The sequence below is a fragment of the Allobosea sp. 47.2.35 genome (assembly GCF_024655635.1).
In the GTDB taxonomy this organism is placed as follows: Bacteria; Pseudomonadota; Alphaproteobacteria; order Rhizobiales; family Beijerinckiaceae; genus Allobosea.
Map to the genome: position 1 here is coordinate 349,272 of NZ_JANLGI010000003.1, position 19,983 is coordinate 369,254.

Here is a 19,983-nt window from a genome sequence, read left to right on the forward strand (position 1 = left end):
TCACACTCTCATCAACACGTCCATCATCTCCTTCATCGTGGAGATGACGCGGGCATTGGCGGCATAGGCGGTCTGGAGTTCGATCAGCATCGACATTTCCTGGTCGACATTGACCTGCGCCATCTGCTGGAAACGGCTCTGGACGGAGGCGAGTGCCACCTGCTGGCCCTCGTCGAGCCGCTTGGCCGCCTCGACGGCCTGCCCCTGCGAGGAGACGACGCGCTGGACGAAGTTCGAGATCGTCGTGCTCGAGCTCGCCGTGTTGCCGTCGAGCCCGGACGCATTGGTGAAAGCGCGCTGGCTCTGCGTCAGCCGCTCGAGCATGAGCTTGGGCCGGGTCGCGTCGCCCTGCGCCGTTGCCGGCGAGGTATTGTAGGCGACCAGCAGCGAGCGGTCGGCGATCAGAGCCGGGTTGACGGTGATCCGGGCGGCAAACCCCGTGGTCTGGGATCCTCCGTCGAAGGAGCCGGTGAAGGCGTTGCCGGACGGGCCATCGACGAAGAACGGCAATTCGACCGCCCCGCCCGCCGAAGCAAGGACCGAGTTGGTCGGCCGGGACGTCAGCCCGATGACATCGCGCGTGCCGGCTGCGCCGTCATCGACGATGCGCAGGGTCGAGCCGGTGTTCGACACCGTGAAGCCCGTGCCGACGGCGGCCTGGATCTGCGCTGCGACGGATGCGGGACCACCCGAGAAGTCGATGCCGATGACGCGATTATTGGCATCCCCGCTGGCCGAGGCCGGCAAAGGCAGCGATGCTGCGGAATCGACGCGCACGAAGGTGAAGCGCTGGGTCTGCCCGCCGGGCGTGACCTTGTAGTCGAGCGTGACGGAATTGCCGGACTGCAGGCCGGCGAGATCGACATCGAAGCCGGTGGCGGCACCGACCGTCGCCGGCGTGCCGGCAATCTCACGATCCGAGAGCGCCTTCGACATCTGCGCGGCGATTTCGTCGAGCTGCGCCTGCGCCTGGACCAGCGTCTTGTCACGCAGTTCGATATTGGCCGCGATCTCGCCGGAGCGGAAGATGCGGTTGGCGATGGCGTCCGAGGCATTGCCGGAGGCATCGACGATCTTGATCGTGCCGACGCCGCGCTTGGCGGGGTCGATATTCCACTGGTTGTCAGGCCCCAGGCCCGCATGCTCGTCGAACTGGAAGGTGACGGCCGCGGTCCCGTCGAAGAGCTGCGTCCCCGAGCCGGTCACGATCGAGACCGAGCCGCGGGCATCCTCCATCGTCTTGATGTCGACATATTGCGACAGCTCGGACAGGATCAGGTCGCGCTGGTCCTTCAGGCCCGCCGTCGCGCTGTCGTTCGGGCTGCCGACGATCCGCGTATTGACCTTGGCAAGCGCGCCGAGCAGGTCGTTGACCTTGGTCACCGCAGTCGCGAGCCCGCTCTCCGCCTGGCTGCGCAGCGCCTGCACGCCGTTCGACAACGTGTTGAGCTGGCGCGCAAGCTGCGTCGCATTGTCCAGCACCTGCGAGCGCAGGCTGTATGACGACGGATCGTTCTGGAGCGACTGCAACGCTCCGGTGAACTTGTTGAAGATCGTGTCCAGCGCCGTGGCGCTGCCGGGCGCGCCATAGAGCTTGTCGAGGTTCGACAGCGATTCCGCCCGCGTCGACGTATAGGCGGCGCCGGAGGATTCCTGCCAGAGCTGGTGCTGGACGATCTTGTCGAGCAGGCGCTGGACCTGCGTGTTCTGCACACCAATGGTCAGCCCGCTCAGGCTGTCGGCGGTCGAGACCGTGCGGCGGACATAGCCTGTCGTCCCCGCATTGGCGACGTTCTGCGAGACGACGCCGATGCCGACCTGGGCGGCGTTGAGGCCGCCGATCGCCGTATTGAGGGAGGTGCTCAGGCCCATCGTCAACTCCTGTTGCGAGACGCGGCCCTCCTGGGCCGCGGCTTAGGCAGCTATGTCGTTCAGCGGATGATGTTGAACACCGCGCTCAGCATCTCCTGCGCGGTGGTGATGACCTTGGTATTGGCCGAATAGGCCTGCTGGGTGACGATCATCTTCGAGAATTCGTCGGCGATGTCGGTATTCGATTGTTCGACGCTGCCACCGACCATCTGCGAGGTGCCGAGGCCGATGATCGGCGGGCCGGATTCGATCGTCTCCTCGAAGGCGCCGCCATCGAGGCGCTTCAGCGAGTTGTCGGCGTTGAAGCGGGCGACCGAGACCTGGGCGAGCGCCACGACCTGGCCGTTGCTGAAGGTGCCGATCACCTGCCCTTCGGCCGAGACCGTGACGCGGTCGAGCGTGCCGGCGGTGTAGCCGTCCTGGCGGATGCTGCGCGCATCGATCTGGCCGCTGACGTCGCCGTTCTGGGTGACGCCATTGCCGCCGGTCGTCAGGTTGATGCCGGTGATCGTGGTGCCGTTGATCGTCATGGTCGGCAGTGTGATGTCGCCGCTTGCCGGGCTCACCATCTGGCCGGTCGTGCCGAAGGTGACGTTCTGGCCTGTCTGGACATAGGCGACCTGGCCGGCGCCGGTCGCGCTGGTGTCCTGCGCTATGAACAGGCCCCAGGTGCCCGTCGTCGGCGGCACCGCGGCCGGGTTGCCGTTGTCGATCTTGGCCCAGCGCATCTCGACGCTGGTCGCCTTGCCGAGCGTGTCATACACGGTCACCGAGCCACCGGGGATCGAGGTCGCCAGGAAGCTGCTGATATTGTTGCCCATCACGGCGGCGTTGCCGGCATAGGGGTTCGGCGCCGCGCCGGCAGCCGTGACCGCGGCGGGATTGAGGAACTCGCTGCCGCCTTGGGTCTTCTGGGTCGTGGCCGGCACGGCCGGGATATTGGCGCGATACTCGATCGAGGTGGTCGCCTTGGCCGGGAATTGCTCCTTGGTGATGCGCAGCACTTCCGGCTGCGTGCCGATCAGCTGCCCGGTCACCTGGTCGATCTTCAGGCCCTTGAGGTAGTAGCCCGCACCGTTGACCAGATAGCCGTTGGCGTCGAAGTCGAAATCGCCGCGGCGGGTGTAGAGGTTCGAATTGGCGAACTGGGTGTTGGCGCCGACGCCGCTCGCGCGCTGGTCGACGACGAAGAAGCCGTCGCCGTTGATCGCGATATTGGTGTCGATGCGGGTCGGGTTGAGGTCGCCCTGGATCGAGTTCGTCGCCTGGCTGAAAGCCTGGACCGAGCCGGCGACCTGCCGCCGCAGCGCCGCGTCCGGCACGAGATCGGCAAAGGCGGTATCGACCCGCTTGTAGCCCGCCGTCCGCGAGTTGGCGATGTTTCCGGAGATGTTCTCAAGCGCATAGGACTGCGCCGTCATTCCCGAAACCGCCGTGGTCAGCGCACTGAAAACACCCATGGAACCCTCACCTCGACCGGCAGCCCCCCAAGGGCGGCCCACAACTCGAGGCAAGGTTCTGCACGGCGCGTGCCATGTGCGGTTTCACGCGATTTCAAGGAGTTGGATCGTTTACGAAAGGTTTAGCGGCAGTCCGAGCCGGGCAGAATCGCCCTTCCCGGCAGATTCTGCCGGGTTCAGGCCTCGTCATCCTTGCCGCTTCGCCATCCGCCGAGATCGCCCGCGACATCCGACAATGTCGGCGCCGGCGCCGCCACGAAGGGCAGCGGCCGGCAGACTGCGAGCGCGGCAAGCCCGATCCTGGCCGTCAGCATGCCGTTGATCACACCCTCGCCAAGCTTGGCCGAAAGCCGGGCGGCAAGCCCCTGCCCCACCACCTGCTGGATCACGGCATCGCCGGCCGCGATGCCACCGGTCAGCACGAGATGGTTCATGACCTGCCGTGCCAGCCGGAGCAGGCCGAGCGTGCCGGGCCGCCCGGCATAGATGCCGGCGATCGAGCGCAGCAATCGCGCGCAGGCGACCAGCACGAAGACGACATCGACCAATGCGCGCGGGCTGACTGCCGTCACCAGCGAGACGCGCCGCGCCGCCTGCGCGATCTGGGCGGTGGCCTGCGCATCGAGCGGCGCGAGCAGGCTGCGCTCCGCCACCGTCAGCATATCGCGCGCCGCGAAGAGCTGCGGCAGCGCCTCCTGCAGCGCGGCGCGGCCCTGCGCCGTCGGCGCCCGCCCCTTGTAGAGCGCGACGAGTTCGCCCGCGATCGCCCGGCCCTCGTCGGGCGTGCCGCCAACCAGCGCCGCGGCAGCGCGCTCGCGCAAAGCCTCGACCTTGCGCTCGCGCAGGATGTCGCGCAGCACCCGCGCCAGCATGACCAGCAGCGCCAGCGTCGCGACCGCCGCACAGGCCAGCGCGGCATAGCCCAGCGCCGGGTTCTGGCTCATCAGCGAGCGAATGGTGTTCTCGACCCAGACGCCGGCCGCCAGCGCCAGAAAGCCGGACAGCCCCGCCACGAACAGCGAGCCCCAGGAGAAACCACGCCTGGCCTTTGCCGGAACGGCGGGAACCACGGCATCGATCGGCTCGCTCTCGGGCAGGATCGCGAGATCTCCCTGCCGGATCGGGACCTCGCCGGCTGGCTCGCCCGCCTGCGGGCTGTCGAGGCGGATGGCGCGCGGTGCCTTGCTCATCGCGAAACCCCGTTCATGCCAGCTTGTCGCCGATCAGGAATTCCAGCGCACGGTCGAGGCGGATCTGCGGCGGCGGCTTCAGGCGCCCGCCCGCGTCCGGCCCGACCAGCGGCGGCCGGAAGCGCGGCGCCCTGACCTGCCAATGCGCCCTCGGGTCGAAGATCGCCTCGGGCCGCTCAGGCAACTCGCCGGGGAAGATGGCGGCTTCCGCGATGCCGTCGAAGACCTGCCCGTCGATCGTCTCGCCCGCCTCCGGTACGCCGGCGATGGCCGGCAGTTCCTCGCGGCCTTCCTTGATCCGGACCTCATGCGTCGCCCTGACGGCGGCCAGCGCCATCGCCTCGACCGTCGCGCCCGCCCCATGCGCCCGCGACAGCGCCCGCCCGACCAGATGCGACATCACCGCCGCCAGCCGGTCATGGCTCGAATGGTGGATATGGTCGGCCTTGGTCGCGGCGAAGAGCACGCGCTCGATCCGCGGCGCGAACAAGCTCGTCAGCCAGGAATTGCGTCCGACCGAGAAGGCCGCGAGCGCCTGCCCCAAGGCGGTTTCGAGATCGGCCAAAGCCGGCGCCCCGGCATCGAGCGCCGCCAGCACATCGACCAGCACGATCTGCCGGTCGAGCCTGGCGAAGTGGTCGCGAAAGAACGGCGTTACCACGACGCGCTTATAGGCCTCGAAACGCTCCGCCATCAGCGCCGCAAGCGTGCCCGGCCGCACGTCCCGGTCATGGCCGAGATCGAGCGGCGCGAAGGTCAGTGCCGGCGAGCCTTCGAGATCGCCCGGCATCAGGAAACGCCCCGGCGGCGTCACCGCGACCGCCTCGGGATCGGCCCGCAAGCGCGCGAGATAGCCCTTGAACAGGTCGCTCGCCGCTTCCGCCGCGAGCTCGTCCGGCGCCCCGTCCGGGTCGCGCCCCGGCAGGTCGGCCAGCCATTGCGCGGCGGCCTCGCGCCGATGCGCCTTGCGCGCATCCGCCACAGCCTGCGCCGACCAGGCCTTGTAGTCCTGTCCGATCAGCGCGAGGTCGAGCAGCCACTCGCCGGGATAATCGACGATGTCGAGCGTCAGGGTCGCCGGCCCCTTGAACCAGCCAGCCGCGCGCTCGTAATCGATCTCGATCCTGAGCTCGGAGATGCGCCGCGTCGATTCTGGCCAGCTTCGCCCCTCGCCGTTCATCGCGGCGCGATGCGCCTCATAGGGAAAGCGCGGCACATCCGGATCGGGCTGCGGCACCAGTCGCACGCGGGCGATCCGCCCCTCGGACGAAGCCTTCAGCACGGGCAGCTTCGCGCCTTCGATCAGGTTCTGGATCAGGGCGGTGGTGAAGACCGTCTTGCCCGAGCGGGATAGTCCGGTGACGCCGATCCGCAGGCGCGGACGGGCAAGCCCCAGCAAGCTGTCGCCGAAAGCGAGAGCCGCGTTGCGGGCACTGTCGAGATATGAGGTGTCGCTCACGGCGCCGCGGCGCTCACTCGTCCGGACCTTCGCCGAGCGACCCTGGCGTCACGAAGCGGTCGAGCCGGCCTTCTCGCGCCGCGATCGCGTACCAGTGCTCGACGGCGAAATCGATCACGGCGAGCCCGCAGGTCGGGTATTTCTGGCTCATCCGCGCCGAGGCGTAGCGGTCGCCATGCCCGGTCAGCAGATGCGCCAATTCCTCGAAACCAGGATTGTGGCCGATCAGGAGCAGCGTGCGGACATCGCCCTCGACCTCCTGCACGACATCGAGCAGGCGCTCGACCTTGGCCTCGTAGATGCGCGGCTCGTACAGCGTCGCCGGCTTCTCGGGCAGCATCGGCGCGACCATCTCCCAGGTCTCGGCCGTGCGCTTGGCCGGCGAGATCAGCACAAGATCGGGCAGGAGCAATTCATCGGCGAGATAGCGCCCCATCACGGGAGCGGCCTCGCGCCCGCGTGCCGCGAGGGGTCGGTCGCGGTCGGCCACACCCGTGGGCCAGTGGGACTTGGCGTGGCGCAGTAGCATGAGGCGTCGCATGAGCAGAACCTAATCGCGGGCGTCGGCTTTTGCGAGCCCCTGCGTCGCGCCAAGTGCCGAAGCCAGCAGAGCGAACAACCGGGTCGCATACTCGTCGACAAAGACCTCGCGGCTGCCCTTGTCGTTCAGGAAATCCAGCGCCCCGTCGATCAGCAGGGTCGAGAAGCCGTGAACGGCCGCCCAGGCCAGCAAGACCTCCGGCAGGTCGGGATCGAGCACATCCGCCGGCGGCTTCTGGCCCGAGGCAGGCAGAGACGGCCTGCCGGAGGCCAATCGCACCTCTCGCAGCAGGATGCCGAAGGCGCGGCCCGAGGCGATCTGACAGCCGACATCCTCCCGGTCGATGCCGCGCTGTCCGAAGACCACGCGGAAGCGGCCGGGATTGGCCAACGCCGTCTCGACATAGGCGCGGGCGATGGCGGCGAGCCGGCTGCGCCCCTGCTCCTGCGCGGCAGCGACGGCCGCTTCCATGGCTGTCCCGAGATCGATGAACCCGAGTGTCGCAATCGCCGTGAGCAGCCCGGTCAGGTTGCCGAAGTGATGAGCGGGCGCCGCTGGCGAGACCCCCGCCCGCCGGGCACATTCGCGCAAGGTGAAGCCGCCGAGCCCACGTTCCGCCAGCACCTCTTCGGCCGCGGCGATCATCGCCTCCCGCAAGGCGCCGTGGTGATAGTGCCCGCGCACGGCCGGCGCCGGAGCCTCGGCCATCGCGGCCTCCTCGATCTTAACAGCGTCAAAATTATCTTGACGCCGTCAAGATAACGCGCCAGAACCAACCCGCAACTGAACACTGTCAAGATTGGAGGATATCATGCCGCCTTCGACATGGGATGCTGCGTTTTCGATTGCCGGACAAATCGCGATCGGCGGCTGGCTCCTCCTGATCTGTGCCCCGCATTGGCGCATCGGCAGGGCCGTTGCCGGCCTCGCCATCCCAACGCTCCTCTCGCTCGGCTACTTCGTCCTGATCGCGGCGTTCTGGCATGGGGCGAGCGGCGGCTTCTCCTCGCTCGACGCCGTCGCGGCGCTTTTCGCGTCACGGCCGCTGTTGCTGGCAGGCTGGATCCATTACCTCGCCTTCGACCTGCTGATCGGCGGCTGGCTGCTCGGCCAATCCCAGCGCGACGGCCTGCCGCATTGGGCGATGATCCCGGTTCTCGCCCTCACTTTCCTGTTCGGCCCGGCCGGCTACCTGCTCTATCGCCTGATCGCCGTCAGCCGCACCATCGCGTCGGAGGACCGTATCCCGCGCTTCCTGGCGCGGCTGCCGGCGCCGTTCCGGGCGCTGGAATGGGAGCCGCGGCTGACGGCAGCAGGAATCGCCACATTGCTGCTCGTCATTCCGACGCTGCTCGCCCATGCCGTCGATCCGCGCTTGTTCAACGGCGACAATGTCTGGCTCAAGCCGCTGAAATTCGAGATCTCGATCGCGGTCTATCTCCTGTCCTTCGCGGTGCTGCTGCCGTTGACCAGCGAGACCTTCCAGCGCTCTCGGCTCGGCCGCTTCACGGTCTGGCCGGTGATTGGGCTGCTGTTCTTCGAGCTCGTCTACATCGCCTGGCGCGCCTCGCGCGGCGAAGCCTCCCACTACAACCAGGACGGCCTGACGGCGACGTTTCTCTATGCTGTGATGGGCGTGGCCGCCGTGCTTTTTACGGCCGCGAGCGGTGTCCTGGCCTATGGCCTCGCCCGCAGCGACGCCGTGCCGATGCCGCCGGTGCTGCGCCGCTCGCTGGTGCTCGGCCTCGCCTTGACCTGCGGCCTCGGCCTCCTCTCCGGCGCCATCATCAGCTCCGCCAGCGGACACACGGTCGGCACGCCGATGCCGGGCGCAGCGGTCATCCCCTTCTTCGGCTGGTCATTGACCGCGGGCGACCTGCGCCTCGCCCATTTCCTGGCGCTGCATGCGATGCATATCGTTCCGGCCTTCGCGCTGCTCGCCTCGTTCCTTGGAAAGGCAGTGGCGCCGCGCGCGGTCGATGCCTTCGCGCTGGCCTATGCCGGCATCACCGCAACGGCGCTGGTCGCGGCGCTCAATGCCCGGCCGCTGCTTGGGATGGGCTGAAGCTTCAGCGGCTCTCGCGCCGGGCCATGAAGGCGAGCTTCTCGAACAGCGAGACATCCTGCTCGTTCTTCAGCAGCGCCCCGTGCAGCGGCGGGATCAGCTTGCGCGGGTCGCGCTCGCGCAGCACCTCCGGCCCGATATCCTCGGCGACGAGGAGCTTCAGCCAGTCGAGCAGTTCCGAGGTCGAGGGCTTCTTCTTGATGCCCGGCACCTCGCGTACCTCGAAGAACAGGCGCAGCGCCTCTTCCATCAGGCGCTTCTTGATACCGGGGAAATGCACCTCGACGATCGCCTGCATCGTCTCGGCGTCGGGGAAGCGGATATAGTGGAAGAAGCAGCGGCGCAGGAAGGCGTCCGGCAGCTCTTTCTCGTTGTTGGAGGTGATGATCATCACCGGCCGCTGCGCCGCCTTGATCGTCTCGCCGGTCTCGTAGACATGGAATTCCATGCGGTCGAGTTCGAGCAGCAGGTCGTTGGGGAACTCGATATCGGCCTTGTCGATCTCGTCGATCAGCAGCACCGGGCGGACCGGCGCGACGAAGGCTTCCCAGAGCTTGCCGCGCTTGATGTAGTTGCCGATCTCGGAGACGCGGGGATCGCCGAGCTGGCTGTCGCGCAGGCGGCTCACCGCATCGTATTCGTAAAGACCCTGCTGCGCCTTGGTCGTCGACTTGATGTGCCAGGTGATCAAAGGCGCACCCAGCGCCGCCGCGATCTCCTCGGCCAGCACCGTCTTGCCCGTGCCGGGCTCGCCCTTCACCAGCAGCGGACGCTCCAGCCGGATCGCGGCATTGACGGCAACGGTAAGATCCTCGGTCGCGACATAGTTTTCAGTGCCGGCAAAGCGCATGGACAGTCCTTCTGAACGGATGGCCGGACGCTATCCTATTCGCATCGCACGCGGAAACCGGATTTTTCGCCCGAGGCACCTGAGCGCCGGCGCCTAAAGGCTCGCGCGGCAAGGCGAATTTCTGCCCGCCAGGACGATTCCAAGGTTGTGCTGCGCCGCCGCAAACCGCAAAGTTCGCAGGCCCATCCCTTCAACACGCGAATCGCAAGGTCTGCCTTTTGGCCGGTACAGTCGACCCTTCCGCCTATCGAGACGTCGTCGTCGTGCTCGCCACGGCAGGCATCGTCGTGCCGATCGCCAAGACCCTGAAGATCAACTCGATCATCGCCTTCGTCGGCTGTGGCGCCCTGCTCGGTCCCTTCGGCCTGGGCGGGCTGGTTTCCACGATTCCGCTGCTCAGCACGATCACCGTCTCGAATGCGGAGGCGCTTGCCGGCCCTGCCGAGCTCGGCGTCGCCTTCCTGCTCTTCGTCATCGGGCTGGAACTCTCCTTCGAGCGCCTGATGACGATGAAGCGCCTCGTCTTCGGCCTCGGCCTCGGCCAGGTCGGTCTCTGCGCCGCTGCGATCGGCCTTTTCGCCTATGCGCTCGGCCAGCCGGCGGCGGCGGCCCTCATCATCGGCTTCGGCCTCGCCCTGTCCTCGACCGCGATGGTCGTCGAACTGCTGGCGGCGAAGAAGCGGATGACCACCTCCGCCGGCCGCTCCAGTTTCGCGATCCTGCTCTGCCAGGACCTTGCCGTCATCCCGCTGCTGTTCCTGATCAGCGTGCTCGACGCGCAGAACGGCTCGGGCTCGCTGCTCGCCGGCCTGGCGGAGGCCTTCATCAAGGCCTTCGTCGCCATCGCGATCATCGTCGTCATCGGCCGGCTGGCCCTGCGCCCGCTGTTCCGGCTGGTCGCCTCGACCGATTCAACCGAGAGCTTCATGGCCGCGACGCTGCTGACGGCTCTCGGCACCGGCCTGATCGCGGCGGCGGCCGGCCTGTCGATGGGGCTGGGAGCGTTCATTGCCGGGCTCCTGCTCGCCGAGACCGAGTTCCGCCGCGCGATCGAGGTCACGATCGACCCGTTCAAGTCGCTGCTGATCGGCGTCTTCTTCCTCACCGTCGGCATGGGCGTGAACCCGGCCGACATCGCGGCCCACCCCTTCGCGATCCTCGGCGGCGCCATCGGTCTCGTGCTCGTCAAGGGCGCCATCATCTTCGTGCTCGCCCGCCGCTTCAGGCTCGCGACCGCGACGGCGCTCGAAACCGCGATCCTGGTCGCACCGGGCGGCGAATTCGCCTTCGTGCTGCTCAATGCCGCGACCGGCGCCAAGCTGATCGATCCCGGTGCCACCAGCATCGTGCTGGCCGCCGTCTCGCTCACCATGGTTGCCCTGCCATTGCTGGCCCGTATCGCCCGCAACCTCGCGCAGAAGCTGGCGACACCCGTCATATTGCCCGACGAAGCCGCCATCTTGCCGCCGGACGACCACACGCCGCGCGCCATCGTGGTCGGCGGCGGGCGCGTCGGCCGCCTCGTCGGCTCGATGCTGGACGAACACGGCAAGTCCCATATCGTCATCGACGCGGATGCCTCGCTGATCACTGCGCAGCGCCGCGCCGGCCGCCCGGCCTATTACGGCGACGCGACCAAGCCGGAATTCCTGCGCCTCTGCGGCCTGGAGGAAGCGACGGCGCTGATCGTGACGATCGACAATCCTCGCGCCGTCGATGCCATCGTCCTCGCGGCCCGCTCGCTCAGGCCCGACATCGTTATCGTCGCCCGCGCCCGCGACGCGACCCATGCCCGCCATCTCTACGAGATCGGCGTGAACGACGCGGTGCCCGAAACCATCGAGGCCAGCCTGCAATTGTCGGAAGCCGCGCTGGTCGGGCTCGGCGTGCCGATGGGCCTCGTCATCGCCTCGGTCCACGAACGGCGCGACGGCTTCCGCGCCCAGCTCAAGCCGGCAGGCGCTGCGGCAGCCCGCGCCCTTCCCCGCCACGCCCGCTCGCGAAGGCTGTGAGCGTCGTGGTCGTGGCAGGCTCCGGCTCGCGCGGAAAATAGCCGGCCTCGCGCGCCACGCGCCGGATATGGCCGTAGAACTGCGCGGCGCTTGCCGCCCAGCTATGGCGCGCCGCCAGCTCCAGGCAGGCTTCGCGCGGCACCCTGAGCGCCTGCATCGCGGCGCTACGCAGGTCCTCGTCCAGCACGGCGGCCGCGCTGCCGGCAAAGACGTCGCGCGGCCCCTGCACCGGGAAGGCCGCGACGGGCAAGCCGCTCGCCGCCGCTTCCAGCAGGACGATGCCGAAGGTGTCGGTCAGGCTCGGAAAGACGAAGACATCCGAGGAGGCATAGATCCCCGCCAGTTCCTCGCCTTCCTTCAGGCCGAGGAAGCGGGCCTCGGGAAAGGCGCGTTCGAGATCGGCGCGCGCCGGCCCGTCTCCAACCACGACCTTGCTGCCCGGCAGCTTGAGTGACAGGAAGGCCTCGACATTCTTCTCGACCGCGACGCGGCCGACATAGAGGAAGATCGGCCGCGGCAGGTCGAGCAGGCTCTGCGGGCGCGGGTGGAACAGCGAGAGATCGACGCCGCGCCCCCAGCGCACCAGCTTCTCGAAGCCGTGCTGGCGCAACTCCTCCTCGACCGTCGCCGTCGAGACCATCACGGCGGCGGCAGGGCCGTGGAAGCGGCGCAGCAGCCGGTAGCTCCAGCTCTCGGGGATCGGCCAGCGTGCCGCGATATATTGCGGGAAGCGGGTGTGATAGCTCGTCGTGAACGGCCGCTTCTGGGCGAGGCAGACCGCCCGTGTCAGCCAGCCGATCGGCCCTTCGGTCGCGATATGGATATGGTCGGGCGCGAAATCGGAGATGCGCGCCGCGAGCATCCGCCGCGTCGCGAGCGCCAGGCGGATATCCGGATAGCTCGGCAGGCCGACCTGATGAAAGCCTTCCGGGGTCAGCGCCTGCGCGGTGATGCCCAGCACCGGAGCCGCCTGGATCATCTGCTCCAGCGAGCGCACCACGCCGTTGACCTGGGGCCGCCAGGCATCGGTCGCGACCAGAACGCGCATCACGCGGCCTCGATCAGGTCCCGGACCGGAGCCGATCGCGTCGGCATCGAGACCGGTGCTGCAGGCGCGTTGTTCACCCGGCCCTGCGGCCAGCGGATCAGTTCGAAGCGGCCATCCTCATGCTCGACGAAGGCGGTGCAGCTTTCGACCCAGTCGCCGGTATTGATATAGGTCAGCCCCTCGATCTCGCGATGGGCGGCATGGTGGATATGGCCGCAGATCACGCCGTCGGCCTTGTGGCGGCGCGCCTCGGCGGCAAGGCAGGTCTCGAACTCGCCGATATAATTCACGGCATTCTTGACCTTGGCCTTGGCCCAGGCCGAAAGCGACCAGTGCGGCAAACGCAGCACGCGGCGCACCCGGTTGATCGCCATGTTGAGCGCCAGCGCGACCGTGTAGGCCCAGTCGCCGAGCAGCGCGAGCCATTTGGCGTTGCGCACGACAAGGTCGAACAGGTCGCCATGGATGACGAGCATGCGCTTGCCGTCGGCGGTCTCATGGATGATCTCGTCGACCAGCGTGATGCCGCCGAACTGCAGGCCGGTGAAGTCGCGCAGGAAATCGTCGTGATTGCCGGTGACGTAGATCAGCTTAGAGCCCTTGCGCACCTTGCGCAGCAGCTTCTGGATCACGTCGTTATGCGCCTGCGGGAAGTACCAGCCGCTCTTCAGGCGCCAACCGTCGATGATATCGCCGACGAGATAGATCTGCGGCGCATCATAGGCGCGCAGGAACTCCAGCACGAGATCGGCCTGGGCCCCACGGGTGCCCAGATGCAGATCCGAGATGAAGATACTGCGGACCCGCTTGCTGTTATCCTCGTCGCTCATGCCGGTCAGCCCCTGCTGCTGCGATGCGAGGGCCGTGTGTCTGATTTGCGTTGCGCTTTGATGACGGCGCGGCCGATCCATGCTCAGGGTATGGACATCGAAATACCTCCCTGCTGATCGGAGAACACCATGGATCTGGGAATTGCCGGCCGCACGGCCATCGTCTGCGCCTCCAGCAAGGGGCTGGGCCGCGGCTGTGCCGAAGCGCTGGCGCAGGCCGGCTGCACGGTCGTGATCAACGGCCGCGACGCCACCACGCTGGAAGCGACCGCGGCCGCGATCCGCGCCTCGACCGGCGCGACCGTCGTCGCCGTCGTCGCCGACGTCTCGACCAAGGCCGGCCAGGATGCCCTGCTCGCGGCGGCGCCGAATCCCGATATCCTCGTCAACAACAATGGCGGCCCGCCGCCCAAGCCCTTCCGGCAGGTGACGCGTGACGGCTTGCTCGAAGGCGTGGTCCAGAACATGGCGACCCCGCTGGAACTGGTGCAGCGCGTCATCGACGGCATGATCGAGCGCAGGTTCGGCCGCATCATCAACATCACCTCGGCGAGCGTCGTGACCCCATTGACCGGGCTCGACGTCTCCTCGGCTGCGCGCGCGGGCCTCACCGCCTTCCTCTCGGGCGTCGCCCGCGAGGTCGCCCATGCCAACGTCACCATCAACAACATCCTGCCCGGCGTCTTCGACACCGACCGGATCAAGACCGCCACCAACAAGGTCGCCGAGATGCAGGGCATCAGCATCGAGCAGGCCACGAAGAACCGGCTAGCGGCGGTGCCCGCCGGCCGCCTCGGCACGCCCGACGAGTTCGGCAAGCTCTGTGGCTTCATCGCCAGCGCCCATGCCGGCTACATCACCGGCCAGAACTTCCTGATTGACGGCGGCGCCTTCCGCGGCACGTTCTGACGCCGGCCCCACACCAATGACCTAGCCGGGTTGCAGAGTTCACGCTTCGCTTCCCGGCCTGGACATGGTCTAAGCAGGGACGGTTTCGTTCGAAACCGTCCCCCTGTTTCGGCCGCGCGCTTTGTCCCCTCTTCTCGGCATCACCCTCAAGCTGGTCTCGGCGCTGGCCTTCACGCTGATGTCGGCGGCGATCAAGTCGATCTCGACGCGCTATCCGACGGGCGAGATCGTCTTCGTCCGCTCCTTCTTCGCGATGATTCCGCTGCTGATCTGGCTCGCCTGGCGCTCCGAGCTGCCCGATGCCCTGAAGACCAGCAACATGCGCGGCCATCTCAAGCGCGGCATCATGGGCTCCACCGGCATGTTCTGCGGCTTCGCGGCCCTCCAGATGCTGCCGCTCTCCGAGGCCGTCGCCATCGGCTATGCCGCGCCGCTTGCCGTCGTGGTGCTCGCCGCGCTGATCCTGAAGGAGCGCGTCCGCATCTATCGCTGGAGCGCGGTGACCATCGGCTTCGTCGGCGTGCTCATCATGCTCTCGCCGCATCTCGGCGCCGGCACCCATCCGGTCGGCGGCAACGCCGCGCTCGGGGCCATGCTTGGGCTCGCCGGCGCCTTCTGTTCCGCCTTCGCATCCGTGGAGGTCCGGCTTCTGACGCAGACCGAGCGCACGGGCGCGATCGTCTTCTATTTCATGCTCCTCACCAGCCTGCTGGGCCTGACCACCATCCTGCTGGGTTGGAACATGCCGAACTGGCAGGATGCGCTACTGATGGTGCTGATCGGCATTCTCGGCGGGCTCGGCCAGATCCTGCTCGTCCAGGCCTATCGCTATGGCGACGCCTCGCTGATCGCGCCCTTCGAGTATTCGACCATGCTCTGGGCCCTGTTGATCGGCTGGTTCTGGTTCGGCGAATGGCCAGCCCTGACGATCGTGATCGGCGGCATCATCGTCATCGCCTCAGGCATCTACGTGATCCTGCGCGAGCGCCAGCTCGGCCTCGCCCGCCGCGAGCAGCGCGAGGTCGGCTCCAGCCGCATGACCTGACGACCGAAGAACCGAAAGCCCTGCGTCCGGCACAGTTCGCTTGTTCAAACGATCGTCCGCCGTTACAAACGACGTCACACGCGAACAGGGGCTGGACGGATGGGAATCGAGACCAAGGAGCGCGGCGGGCGGGAGCTTGAATCCGGGGCTCAGGTCATCTCCGGCCAGCTCGGCAAGACCATCCAGCGCCTGCGCAAGGCCTATAATTTCTCGCTCTCCGACCTCGCCGAGCAGTCCGGCGTCGCCAAGTCGATCATCAGCCAGATCGAGCGCAACGAGACCAACCCGACGCTGGCGACGATCTGGCGGCTCTCGCAGGCGCTCGACATCTCGATCGAGCGCGTGCTCTCCAGCGGCGAGGAAGAGCCCTTCATCGAGAAGACCAGCCGCGCCGACACGCCGATCCTCGTCTCCGAGGACGGCAAGCTGCGCCTCGCCATCGTCGGCTGGATCAAGACGGTCGAATGGCTGCAATGGTACGAGGTCAGCGCCGAGCCCGGCGGCGAGCTCGATTCCGAAGGTCACCAGCGCGGCTCGATCGAATCACTCTCGGTGACCTCAGGCGAATTCGAGGTCGAGGTCGGCGACATCGTCCAGCGCGCCAAGGCCGGCGAGACCCTGCGCTATCGCTGCGACCGCCGCCACGTCGTCCGCTGCGTCGGCAACGAACCCGGCACCGCCCTGATGGTCTGCATCCTCAAGGCCGCGGTGATGGAATAGGCGGCAGCGCCGCCTGCTCGGCCATCAAGACGGCCAGCGACCGGCTGCCATCCCAGAGCGCCGCGCCCCAGCCTTCCCTGCGCGCCGCCTCCACATTCGCCTGCTTGTCGTCGATGAAGAAAATCTCGTCGGGCGAGAGGCCGGACCGTTCGGCAGCGGCACGAAAGAACCGCGCTTCCGGCTTCGCAAAGCCCAGTTCCGCCGCATAGTGCATGCCGTCGAAATGCCGCTTCAGCGCAAGCTCACCCCAGATGTAGCGGGCTCGCTCGTGCTCCTGCACGGTCGCGAGATACAGCTTCACGCCGCCGGCCCGGATCGGCTCAAGCTGAGCCAGCAGACCGTGGTCGAGATGCGCATCATTCTCGAACCAGTATCGGATCAGCCTGTCTGCATCGAGTTCCGGCGCAATCTTGGCCAGCGCCGGCGCAAGACGCTCCCGCAAGCTCGCGCGGCCCAGGATGATGTCCGGCCAATGCGGCGCGAAGAACGCCGACTGTAAGAGCGATGGCGACACACCCAGATCGCGCTCAAGATGCGCAGCCCAGCCCTGCGGGTCGGGATGCACGATCACGACGCCATCGACGTCGACCATCAGGGCTTTGAATCTCATGTGACGAGGATAGGGCCGCCTGAAGGCTTTGCCGAGCGGCTTGTCACGCCCGCGAGCCATCGCGTGCATAGCGTCGCGGCGGCTGCCCGACATGGCGGCTGAAGGCCGTGCTGAAGGTGCTGGCCGAGCCGTAGCCGACCTGCCGCGCGACCTCGTCGAGCGCGAGGTCCCCACCGGCGAGCAAGGTCTTTGCCAGCGCCATCCGCCAGGCCAGCAGATATTCCATCGGTCGCAAGCCGACCTTGCGCATGAAGCGCTCGAAGAACGCCGTGCGCGACATGCCGGCGGAGCGCGCCAGCTCGACCACCGTCCAGGGCCGGTCCGGCCGGCCATGGATTAGCCTGAGCGCATCGGCCACCCGCTGGTCGGCGAGTCCCAGCAGCAGGCCGGGCGGCGCTTCATGGCTGCGTGCCGCCCGCAGGGCCTCGATCAGCAGGATCTCGACGAGCCGGGCCAGCACGAGATCGCGCCCGGCGCTGTCCGCCCCCGCCTCCTCCGCCACCAGCCGGACCAGCGTCGTGAGGCGCGGCACGCCGCGGATATGGATCATCCGCGGCAGCAGCGAGAGCAGCAGCGCGGCATCGGGCGTGTCGAACAGGAAGTAACCGCCGAGCAGGCGGGCATCGGCGGGGCCGTCCTGCGTGCCATGGCGCACCTCCTCGGTCAGGGTGGCCGCGACCTGCGGATCGATCGCCCTGGGCGTCACCGGCTCGAAGCCCGAGAGCGTGAAGGCCGGCGTCGCCGGAAGCAGCACGAAATCGCCGGCCTCCAGCGCCACCGGCGCCTCGCCGTCGACAGCAAGCCGACAGCTGCCTTCCAGCACGACGCAGAAGCTCGGCTGTCCGAAGGCGGAATAGCGCACGCCCCAGCGCCCAGCGCCGCTGATGCCCTTGGCGAACACGGCCTGCGGGCGCAGCAAGGCGATGACCTGGGACAGCGGGTCGGTCACTCCGAACTCTCACAAATGAAATTTGGATTTATCATCGCTGATAGTTCAGTCGATCACAGCTATCTCTCCGGCGTCAACCCCAAGCGCAAGAGAGCCCCCGCCATGAAGACCGTCCTGATCACCGGCTGCTCCTCCGGCTATGGCCTGGAGACCGCCCGCCACTTCCACGCCCAAGGCTGGAACGTCATCGCCACGATGCGCAGGCCCCGCGCCGATCTCCTGCCGGTATCCGAGCGGATGCGCATCCTTGCGCTCGACGTCACCGATCCCGACAGTATCGCGGCTGCCCTTGCCGAAAGCGGCCCGATCGACGCGCTCGTCAACAATGCCGGCGTTGGTGTCGTCGGCGCCTTCGAGGCGACGTCCATGGCGCATATCCGCAAGGTCTTCGAGACCAACACCTTCGGCGTGATGGCGATGACCCAGGCGGTGATCCCGCAGTTCCGCGAGCGCCGGGCCGGCGTCATCGTCAACGTGACCTCCAGCGTGACGCTCGCCGCCATGCCGCTGGCCGCGGCCTATACCGCCAGCAAGACCGCGATCACCGGCTTCACCGGCTCGCTCGCTCATGAACTCGGCGCCTTCGGCGTGCATGTGAAGCTGGTCGAGCCCGGCTATGCCCCGACGACGCGCTTCGCCCACAACACCGAGGTCCGCGTCCAGGACCTGATCCCGCCGGCCTATGCGGGTTTCGCCGAGCCGATCTTCGCCGGCTTCGCCAACCCGCCTCTCGTCACCCGCGAGAGCGATGTCGCGGAGACGGTCTGGCAGGCCGTGAACGATACCTCCGGCCAGCTCCGTTTTCCGGCCGGAGCGGATGCCGTCGCGCTGGCGAAGGCGAGCTGACGCTCGCTCAGGGCACCTTGGCCTGCGGTCGTGCCGGCCCCTCGATGGCCGGCAGCGATTTGAGGTATTCCGCCATCGCCATCCGGTCGGCCTCGGGCAATTGCGCGATGTTGCGCACGACCGAGGCCATCGAGCCGCCGACACTGTCGAAGCTCGGCGTGAAGCCGGTCTTCAGCAGTTCGGCGATCTCCTCCTTCGACCATTTGCCCAGCCCCTTCTCGGACTGGGTGATGTTCGGCACCCAGCCCTTGCCTTCCGGGTCTGGCCCACCGGCGAAGCGGGTTGCCGGGACGATGGCGCCAAGCGCATTGCGAGCCGAGTGGCACTCGGCGCAATGACCGGGTCCATTGACCAGATAGGCGCCGCGGTTCCAGGTCTCGCTCTTCGTCGGGTCCGCCCTGAAGGACGCGCCCTCGAAGAACAGCAGCTTCCAGCCGCCGACCATGCGCCTGATATTGAACGGGAACGGCAGGTCATGCGGCGCGGCCTTGCCCTCGACCGGCGGCAGCGTGCGGATATAGGCGAAGAGATCGGCCAGCGCCTTCGGCGGCATCAGCCGGTAGGAGGTGTAGGGGAAGGACGGGTAGAGATGCTGGCCGCGCGGCGAGACGCCCGCCGCCATCGCATCGACGAAATCCTGAACGCCCCAGTTGCCGATACCGTCACGCGTATGCGGCGAGATGTTCGGCGCGTGGAAAGTCCCGAAGGGAGATTCCAGCGCCAGCCCGCCGCCGAGCCTGAGCTTGTCGTCCTGTCCGGGCGTGGCATGGCAGGAAGCGCAGCCGCCCGCGTTGAAAAGCACCCGGCCATTCTCGATATCCGCCGCCGGCAGCGCTCCGATCTCCGGCGAAGGCGAAACCACGCGCGGGTCGGTCAGCACGTAGAAGCCCGCAAAACCCACGACCGCCAGCAAGACGAGGGTCACGAAAAGGCGGCGCAGCAACAGCATCGAGGTCTCCCGTCAGCACGTCAGACAGATTGGACGGGCCGGCGCTTCATCGGCAACCCTCAAAACGCAGCAATTCCAAACTGGCTCGTTTTCAATTCCTGCAGGCGGCGAAGGCTCCGGCCGCGACAAAAAAAGCGGGCGGCCATCGCTGGCGCCCGCTTCTCGAACCAGCCGCGAGGCCGGTCACTTCTTGATGCGATAGACCTCGTGGCAGGTGCCGCAATTCTTCGTCGCCGCGCCGAAGGCGGTACGGAAGCCATCGAGATTCGCGACGGTCGCGCCGGCCGCCGCATCGGCCTCGAACTTGACGAAGGCGGCCTTGAACCCGGCCTGATCCTCCCAGATCTTCGGATTGGCCGTTGTCTCGCCGCCGGTCTTGGATGAATCCGGGAACAGGGTGGGCATCTTCTTGGCCGCGTCGGCATAGGTCTTGAAGACTGCCTGCGCCTTGGCGGCATCGAAGGCAACTTCGCCCTTCGCCATCGCCGCACCGTCGCGCGTCGCTGCGCCGACCGCCTTCATCGCGTCCTTGCGCTCCGCGATCGGGTTCGACTGCGCCATCACGGCAGTGAGGCCGAGCCCGAGGCCGGCAAGAACGAGAGCGGTGCGGATCATTCGGTTCCCCTCT

At 67.5% G+C, this 19,983-nt stretch carries 19 protein-coding genes; 6 read left to right on the top strand and 13 right to left on the bottom strand.

Annotation, left to right across the window (positions count from 1 at the left end; all coding sequences use genetic code 11):
- The 6 genes from flgK to NUV79_RS06865 form a co-directional block, all read right to left on the bottom strand.
- Positions 1-1,872, bottom strand: a complete 1,872-nt coding sequence (flgK, locus tag NUV79_RS06840) for a flagellar hook-associated protein FlgK (RefSeq protein WP_257732308.1) — start codon at positions 1,870-1,872, stop codon at positions 1-3.
- 59 nt (positions 1,873-1,931) lie between these two features.
- Complete coding sequence (locus NUV79_RS06845) at positions 1,932-3,332, bottom strand: flagellar hook protein FlgE (protein ID WP_257732309.1); 1,401 nt, start codon at positions 3,330-3,332, stop codon at positions 1,932-1,934.
- 176 nt (positions 3,333-3,508) lie between these two features.
- Positions 3,509-4,522 carry a YcjF family protein gene (locus NUV79_RS06850; RefSeq protein WP_257732310.1) on the bottom strand — a complete coding sequence of 338 codons (1,014 nt, stop codon included), beginning with the start codon at positions 4,520-4,522 and terminating at the stop codon, positions 3,509-3,511.
- 13 nt (positions 4,523-4,535) lie between these two features.
- Positions 4,536-5,981, bottom strand: coding sequence for a YcjX family GTP-binding protein (locus NUV79_RS06855; RefSeq protein WP_374678925.1), 1,446 nt, complete (start codon positions 5,979-5,981; stop codon positions 4,536-4,538).
- A gap of 13 nt (positions 5,982-5,994) precedes the next feature.
- Positions 5,995-6,522 (bottom strand): SixA phosphatase family protein, encoded by a 528-nt coding sequence (locus NUV79_RS06860; RefSeq protein WP_257732311.1) that lies wholly within the window; start codon positions 6,520-6,522, stop codon positions 5,995-5,997.
- A gap of 9 nt (positions 6,523-6,531) precedes the next feature.
- Positions 6,532-7,230 (bottom strand): TetR/AcrR family transcriptional regulator, encoded by a 699-nt coding sequence (locus NUV79_RS06865; RefSeq protein WP_257732312.1) that lies wholly within the window; start codon positions 7,228-7,230, stop codon positions 6,532-6,534.
- Positions 7,231-7,333: 103 nt separating this feature from the next.
- Here NUV79_RS06865 and NUV79_RS06870 point away from each other — a divergent pair, with 103 nt between their 5' ends.
- Entirely contained in the window at positions 7,334-8,587 is a 1,254-nt protein-coding gene (locus tag NUV79_RS06870; RefSeq protein WP_257732313.1) for an ABA4-like family protein, read from the top strand.
- A 4-nt stretch (positions 8,588-8,591) separates the two neighbouring features.
- Here the strand turns inward: NUV79_RS06870 and NUV79_RS06875 are convergent, their stop codons facing one another.
- Positions 8,592-9,437, bottom strand: coding sequence for an AAA family ATPase (locus NUV79_RS06875; protein ID WP_257732314.1), 846 nt, complete (start codon positions 9,435-9,437; stop codon positions 8,592-8,594).
- Between the two features lie 218 nt (positions 9,438-9,655).
- Between NUV79_RS06875 and NUV79_RS06880 the strand changes: the two genes are divergently transcribed.
- The gene (locus tag NUV79_RS06880) at positions 9,656-11,449 is read left to right on the top strand and encodes a cation:proton antiporter domain-containing protein (protein WP_257732315.1); all 1,794 of its coding nucleotides are present in this window, start codon (positions 9,656-9,658) and stop codon (positions 11,447-11,449) included.
- Here NUV79_RS06880 and NUV79_RS06885 read toward each other — a convergent pair.
- Positions 11,385-12,497, bottom strand: coding sequence for a glycosyltransferase family 4 protein (locus tag NUV79_RS06885; protein ID WP_308218168.1), 1,113 nt, complete (start codon positions 12,495-12,497; stop codon positions 11,385-11,387). The two genes, NUV79_RS06880 and NUV79_RS06885, sit on opposite strands and share 65 nt — an antisense overlap.
- Positions 12,497-13,327, bottom strand: coding sequence for a UDP-2,3-diacylglucosamine diphosphatase (locus NUV79_RS06890; RefSeq protein ID WP_257732317.1), 831 nt, complete (start codon positions 13,325-13,327; stop codon positions 12,497-12,499). Before NUV79_RS06890 ends, NUV79_RS06885 begins: the two co-directional genes overlap by 1 nt.
- A 129-nt stretch (positions 13,328-13,456) precedes the next feature.
- Between NUV79_RS06890 and NUV79_RS06895 the strand changes: the two genes are divergently transcribed.
- The 3 genes from NUV79_RS06895 (at position 13,457) to NUV79_RS06905 (ending at position 16,001) form a co-directional block, all read left to right on the top strand.
- Positions 13,457-14,236, top strand: coding sequence for an SDR family oxidoreductase (locus NUV79_RS06895; protein ID WP_257732318.1), 780 nt, complete (start codon positions 13,457-13,459; stop codon positions 14,234-14,236).
- 121 nt (positions 14,237-14,357) lie between these two features.
- Positions 14,358-15,281, top strand: a complete 924-nt coding sequence (locus NUV79_RS06900; protein WP_257732319.1) for a DMT family transporter — start codon at positions 14,358-14,360, stop codon at positions 15,279-15,281.
- Positions 15,282-15,380: 99 nt separating this feature from the next.
- The gene (locus NUV79_RS06905; protein WP_257732320.1) at positions 15,381-16,001 is read left to right on the top strand and encodes a helix-turn-helix domain-containing protein; all 621 of its coding nucleotides are present in this window, start codon (positions 15,381-15,383) and stop codon (positions 15,999-16,001) included.
- Here NUV79_RS06905 and NUV79_RS06910 read toward each other — a convergent pair.
- Positions 15,979-16,593: an HAD-IA family hydrolase gene (locus NUV79_RS06910; RefSeq protein WP_257732321.1), complete on the bottom strand. Its 615-nt coding sequence runs from the start codon at positions 16,591-16,593 to the stop codon at positions 15,979-15,981. The two genes, NUV79_RS06905 and NUV79_RS06910, sit on opposite strands and share 23 nt — an antisense overlap.
- A gap of 61 nt (positions 16,594-16,654) precedes the next feature.
- Complete coding sequence (locus NUV79_RS06915; protein ID WP_257732322.1) at positions 16,655-17,560, bottom strand: AraC family transcriptional regulator; 906 nt, start codon at positions 17,558-17,560, stop codon at positions 16,655-16,657.
- Between the two features lie 102 nt (positions 17,561-17,662).
- Here NUV79_RS06915 and NUV79_RS06920 point away from each other — a divergent pair, with 102 nt between their 5' ends.
- A complete protein-coding gene (locus tag NUV79_RS06920) occupies positions 17,663-18,406 on the top strand; it encodes an SDR family oxidoreductase (RefSeq protein ID WP_257732323.1) in 744 nt (247 codons plus the stop codon).
- Positions 18,407-18,413: 7 nt separating this feature from the next.
- On the opposite strand, the gene NUV79_RS06925 is transcribed toward NUV79_RS06920, so the two are convergent.
- Positions 18,414-19,349 carry a c-type cytochrome gene (locus NUV79_RS06925; RefSeq protein ID WP_374678940.1) on the bottom strand — a complete coding sequence of 312 codons (936 nt, stop codon included), beginning with the start codon at positions 19,347-19,349 and terminating at the stop codon, positions 18,414-18,416.
- Between the two features lie 189 nt (positions 19,350-19,538).
- A complete protein-coding gene (locus NUV79_RS06930; RefSeq protein ID WP_257732325.1) occupies positions 19,539-19,970 on the bottom strand; it encodes a c-type cytochrome in 432 nt (143 codons plus the stop codon).
- Between the last annotated feature and the right edge of the window lie 13 nt (positions 19,971-19,983).

What these genes read in the sequence shown, in the direction of transcription:
- flgK (WP_257732308.1), bottom strand. Translation starts at nt 1,872, where the DNA reads ATGGGCCTGAGCACCTCCCTCAATACGGCGATCGGCGGCCTCAACGCC.
- NUV79_RS06845 (WP_257732309.1), bottom strand. Translation starts at nt 3,332, where the DNA reads ATGGGTGTTTTCAGTGCGCTGACCACGGCGGTTTCGGGAATGACGGCG.
- NUV79_RS06850 (WP_257732310.1), bottom strand. Translation starts at nt 4,522, where the DNA reads ATGAGCAAGGCACCGCGCGCCATCCGCCTCGACAGCCCGCAGGCGGGC.
- NUV79_RS06860 (WP_257732311.1), bottom strand. Translation starts at nt 6,522, where the DNA reads ATGCGACGCCTCATGCTACTGCGCCACGCCAAGTCCCACTGGCCCACG.
- NUV79_RS06865 (WP_257732312.1), bottom strand. Translation starts at nt 7,230, where the DNA reads ATGGCCGAGGCTCCGGCGCCGGCCGTGCGCGGGCACTATCACCACGGC.
- NUV79_RS06870 (WP_257732313.1), top strand. Translation starts at nt 7,334, where the DNA reads ATGCCGCCTTCGACATGGGATGCTGCGTTTTCGATTGCCGGACAAATC.
- NUV79_RS06875 (WP_257732314.1), bottom strand. Translation starts at nt 9,437, where the DNA reads ATGCGCTTTGCCGGCACTGAAAACTATGTCGCGACCGAGGATCTTACC.
- NUV79_RS06885 (WP_308218168.1), bottom strand. Translation starts at nt 12,497, where the DNA reads ATGCGCGTTCTGGTCGCGACCGATGCCTGGCGGCCCCAGGTCAACGGC.
- NUV79_RS06890 (WP_257732317.1), bottom strand. Translation starts at nt 13,327, where the DNA reads ATGAGCGACGAGGATAACAGCAAGCGGGTCCGCAGTATCTTCATCTCG.
- NUV79_RS06895 (WP_257732318.1), top strand. Translation starts at nt 13,457, where the DNA reads ATGGATCTGGGAATTGCCGGCCGCACGGCCATCGTCTGCGCCTCCAGC.
- NUV79_RS06905 (WP_257732320.1), top strand. Translation starts at nt 15,381, where the DNA reads ATGGGAATCGAGACCAAGGAGCGCGGCGGGCGGGAGCTTGAATCCGGG.
- NUV79_RS06910 (WP_257732321.1), bottom strand. Translation starts at nt 16,593, where the DNA reads ATGGTCGACGTCGATGGCGTCGTGATCGTGCATCCCGACCCGCAGGGC.
- NUV79_RS06920 (WP_257732323.1), top strand. Translation starts at nt 17,663, where the DNA reads ATGAAGACCGTCCTGATCACCGGCTGCTCCTCCGGCTATGGCCTGGAG.
- NUV79_RS06930 (WP_257732325.1), bottom strand. Translation starts at nt 19,970, where the DNA reads ATGATCCGCACCGCTCTCGTTCTTGCCGGCCTCGGGCTCGGCCTCACT.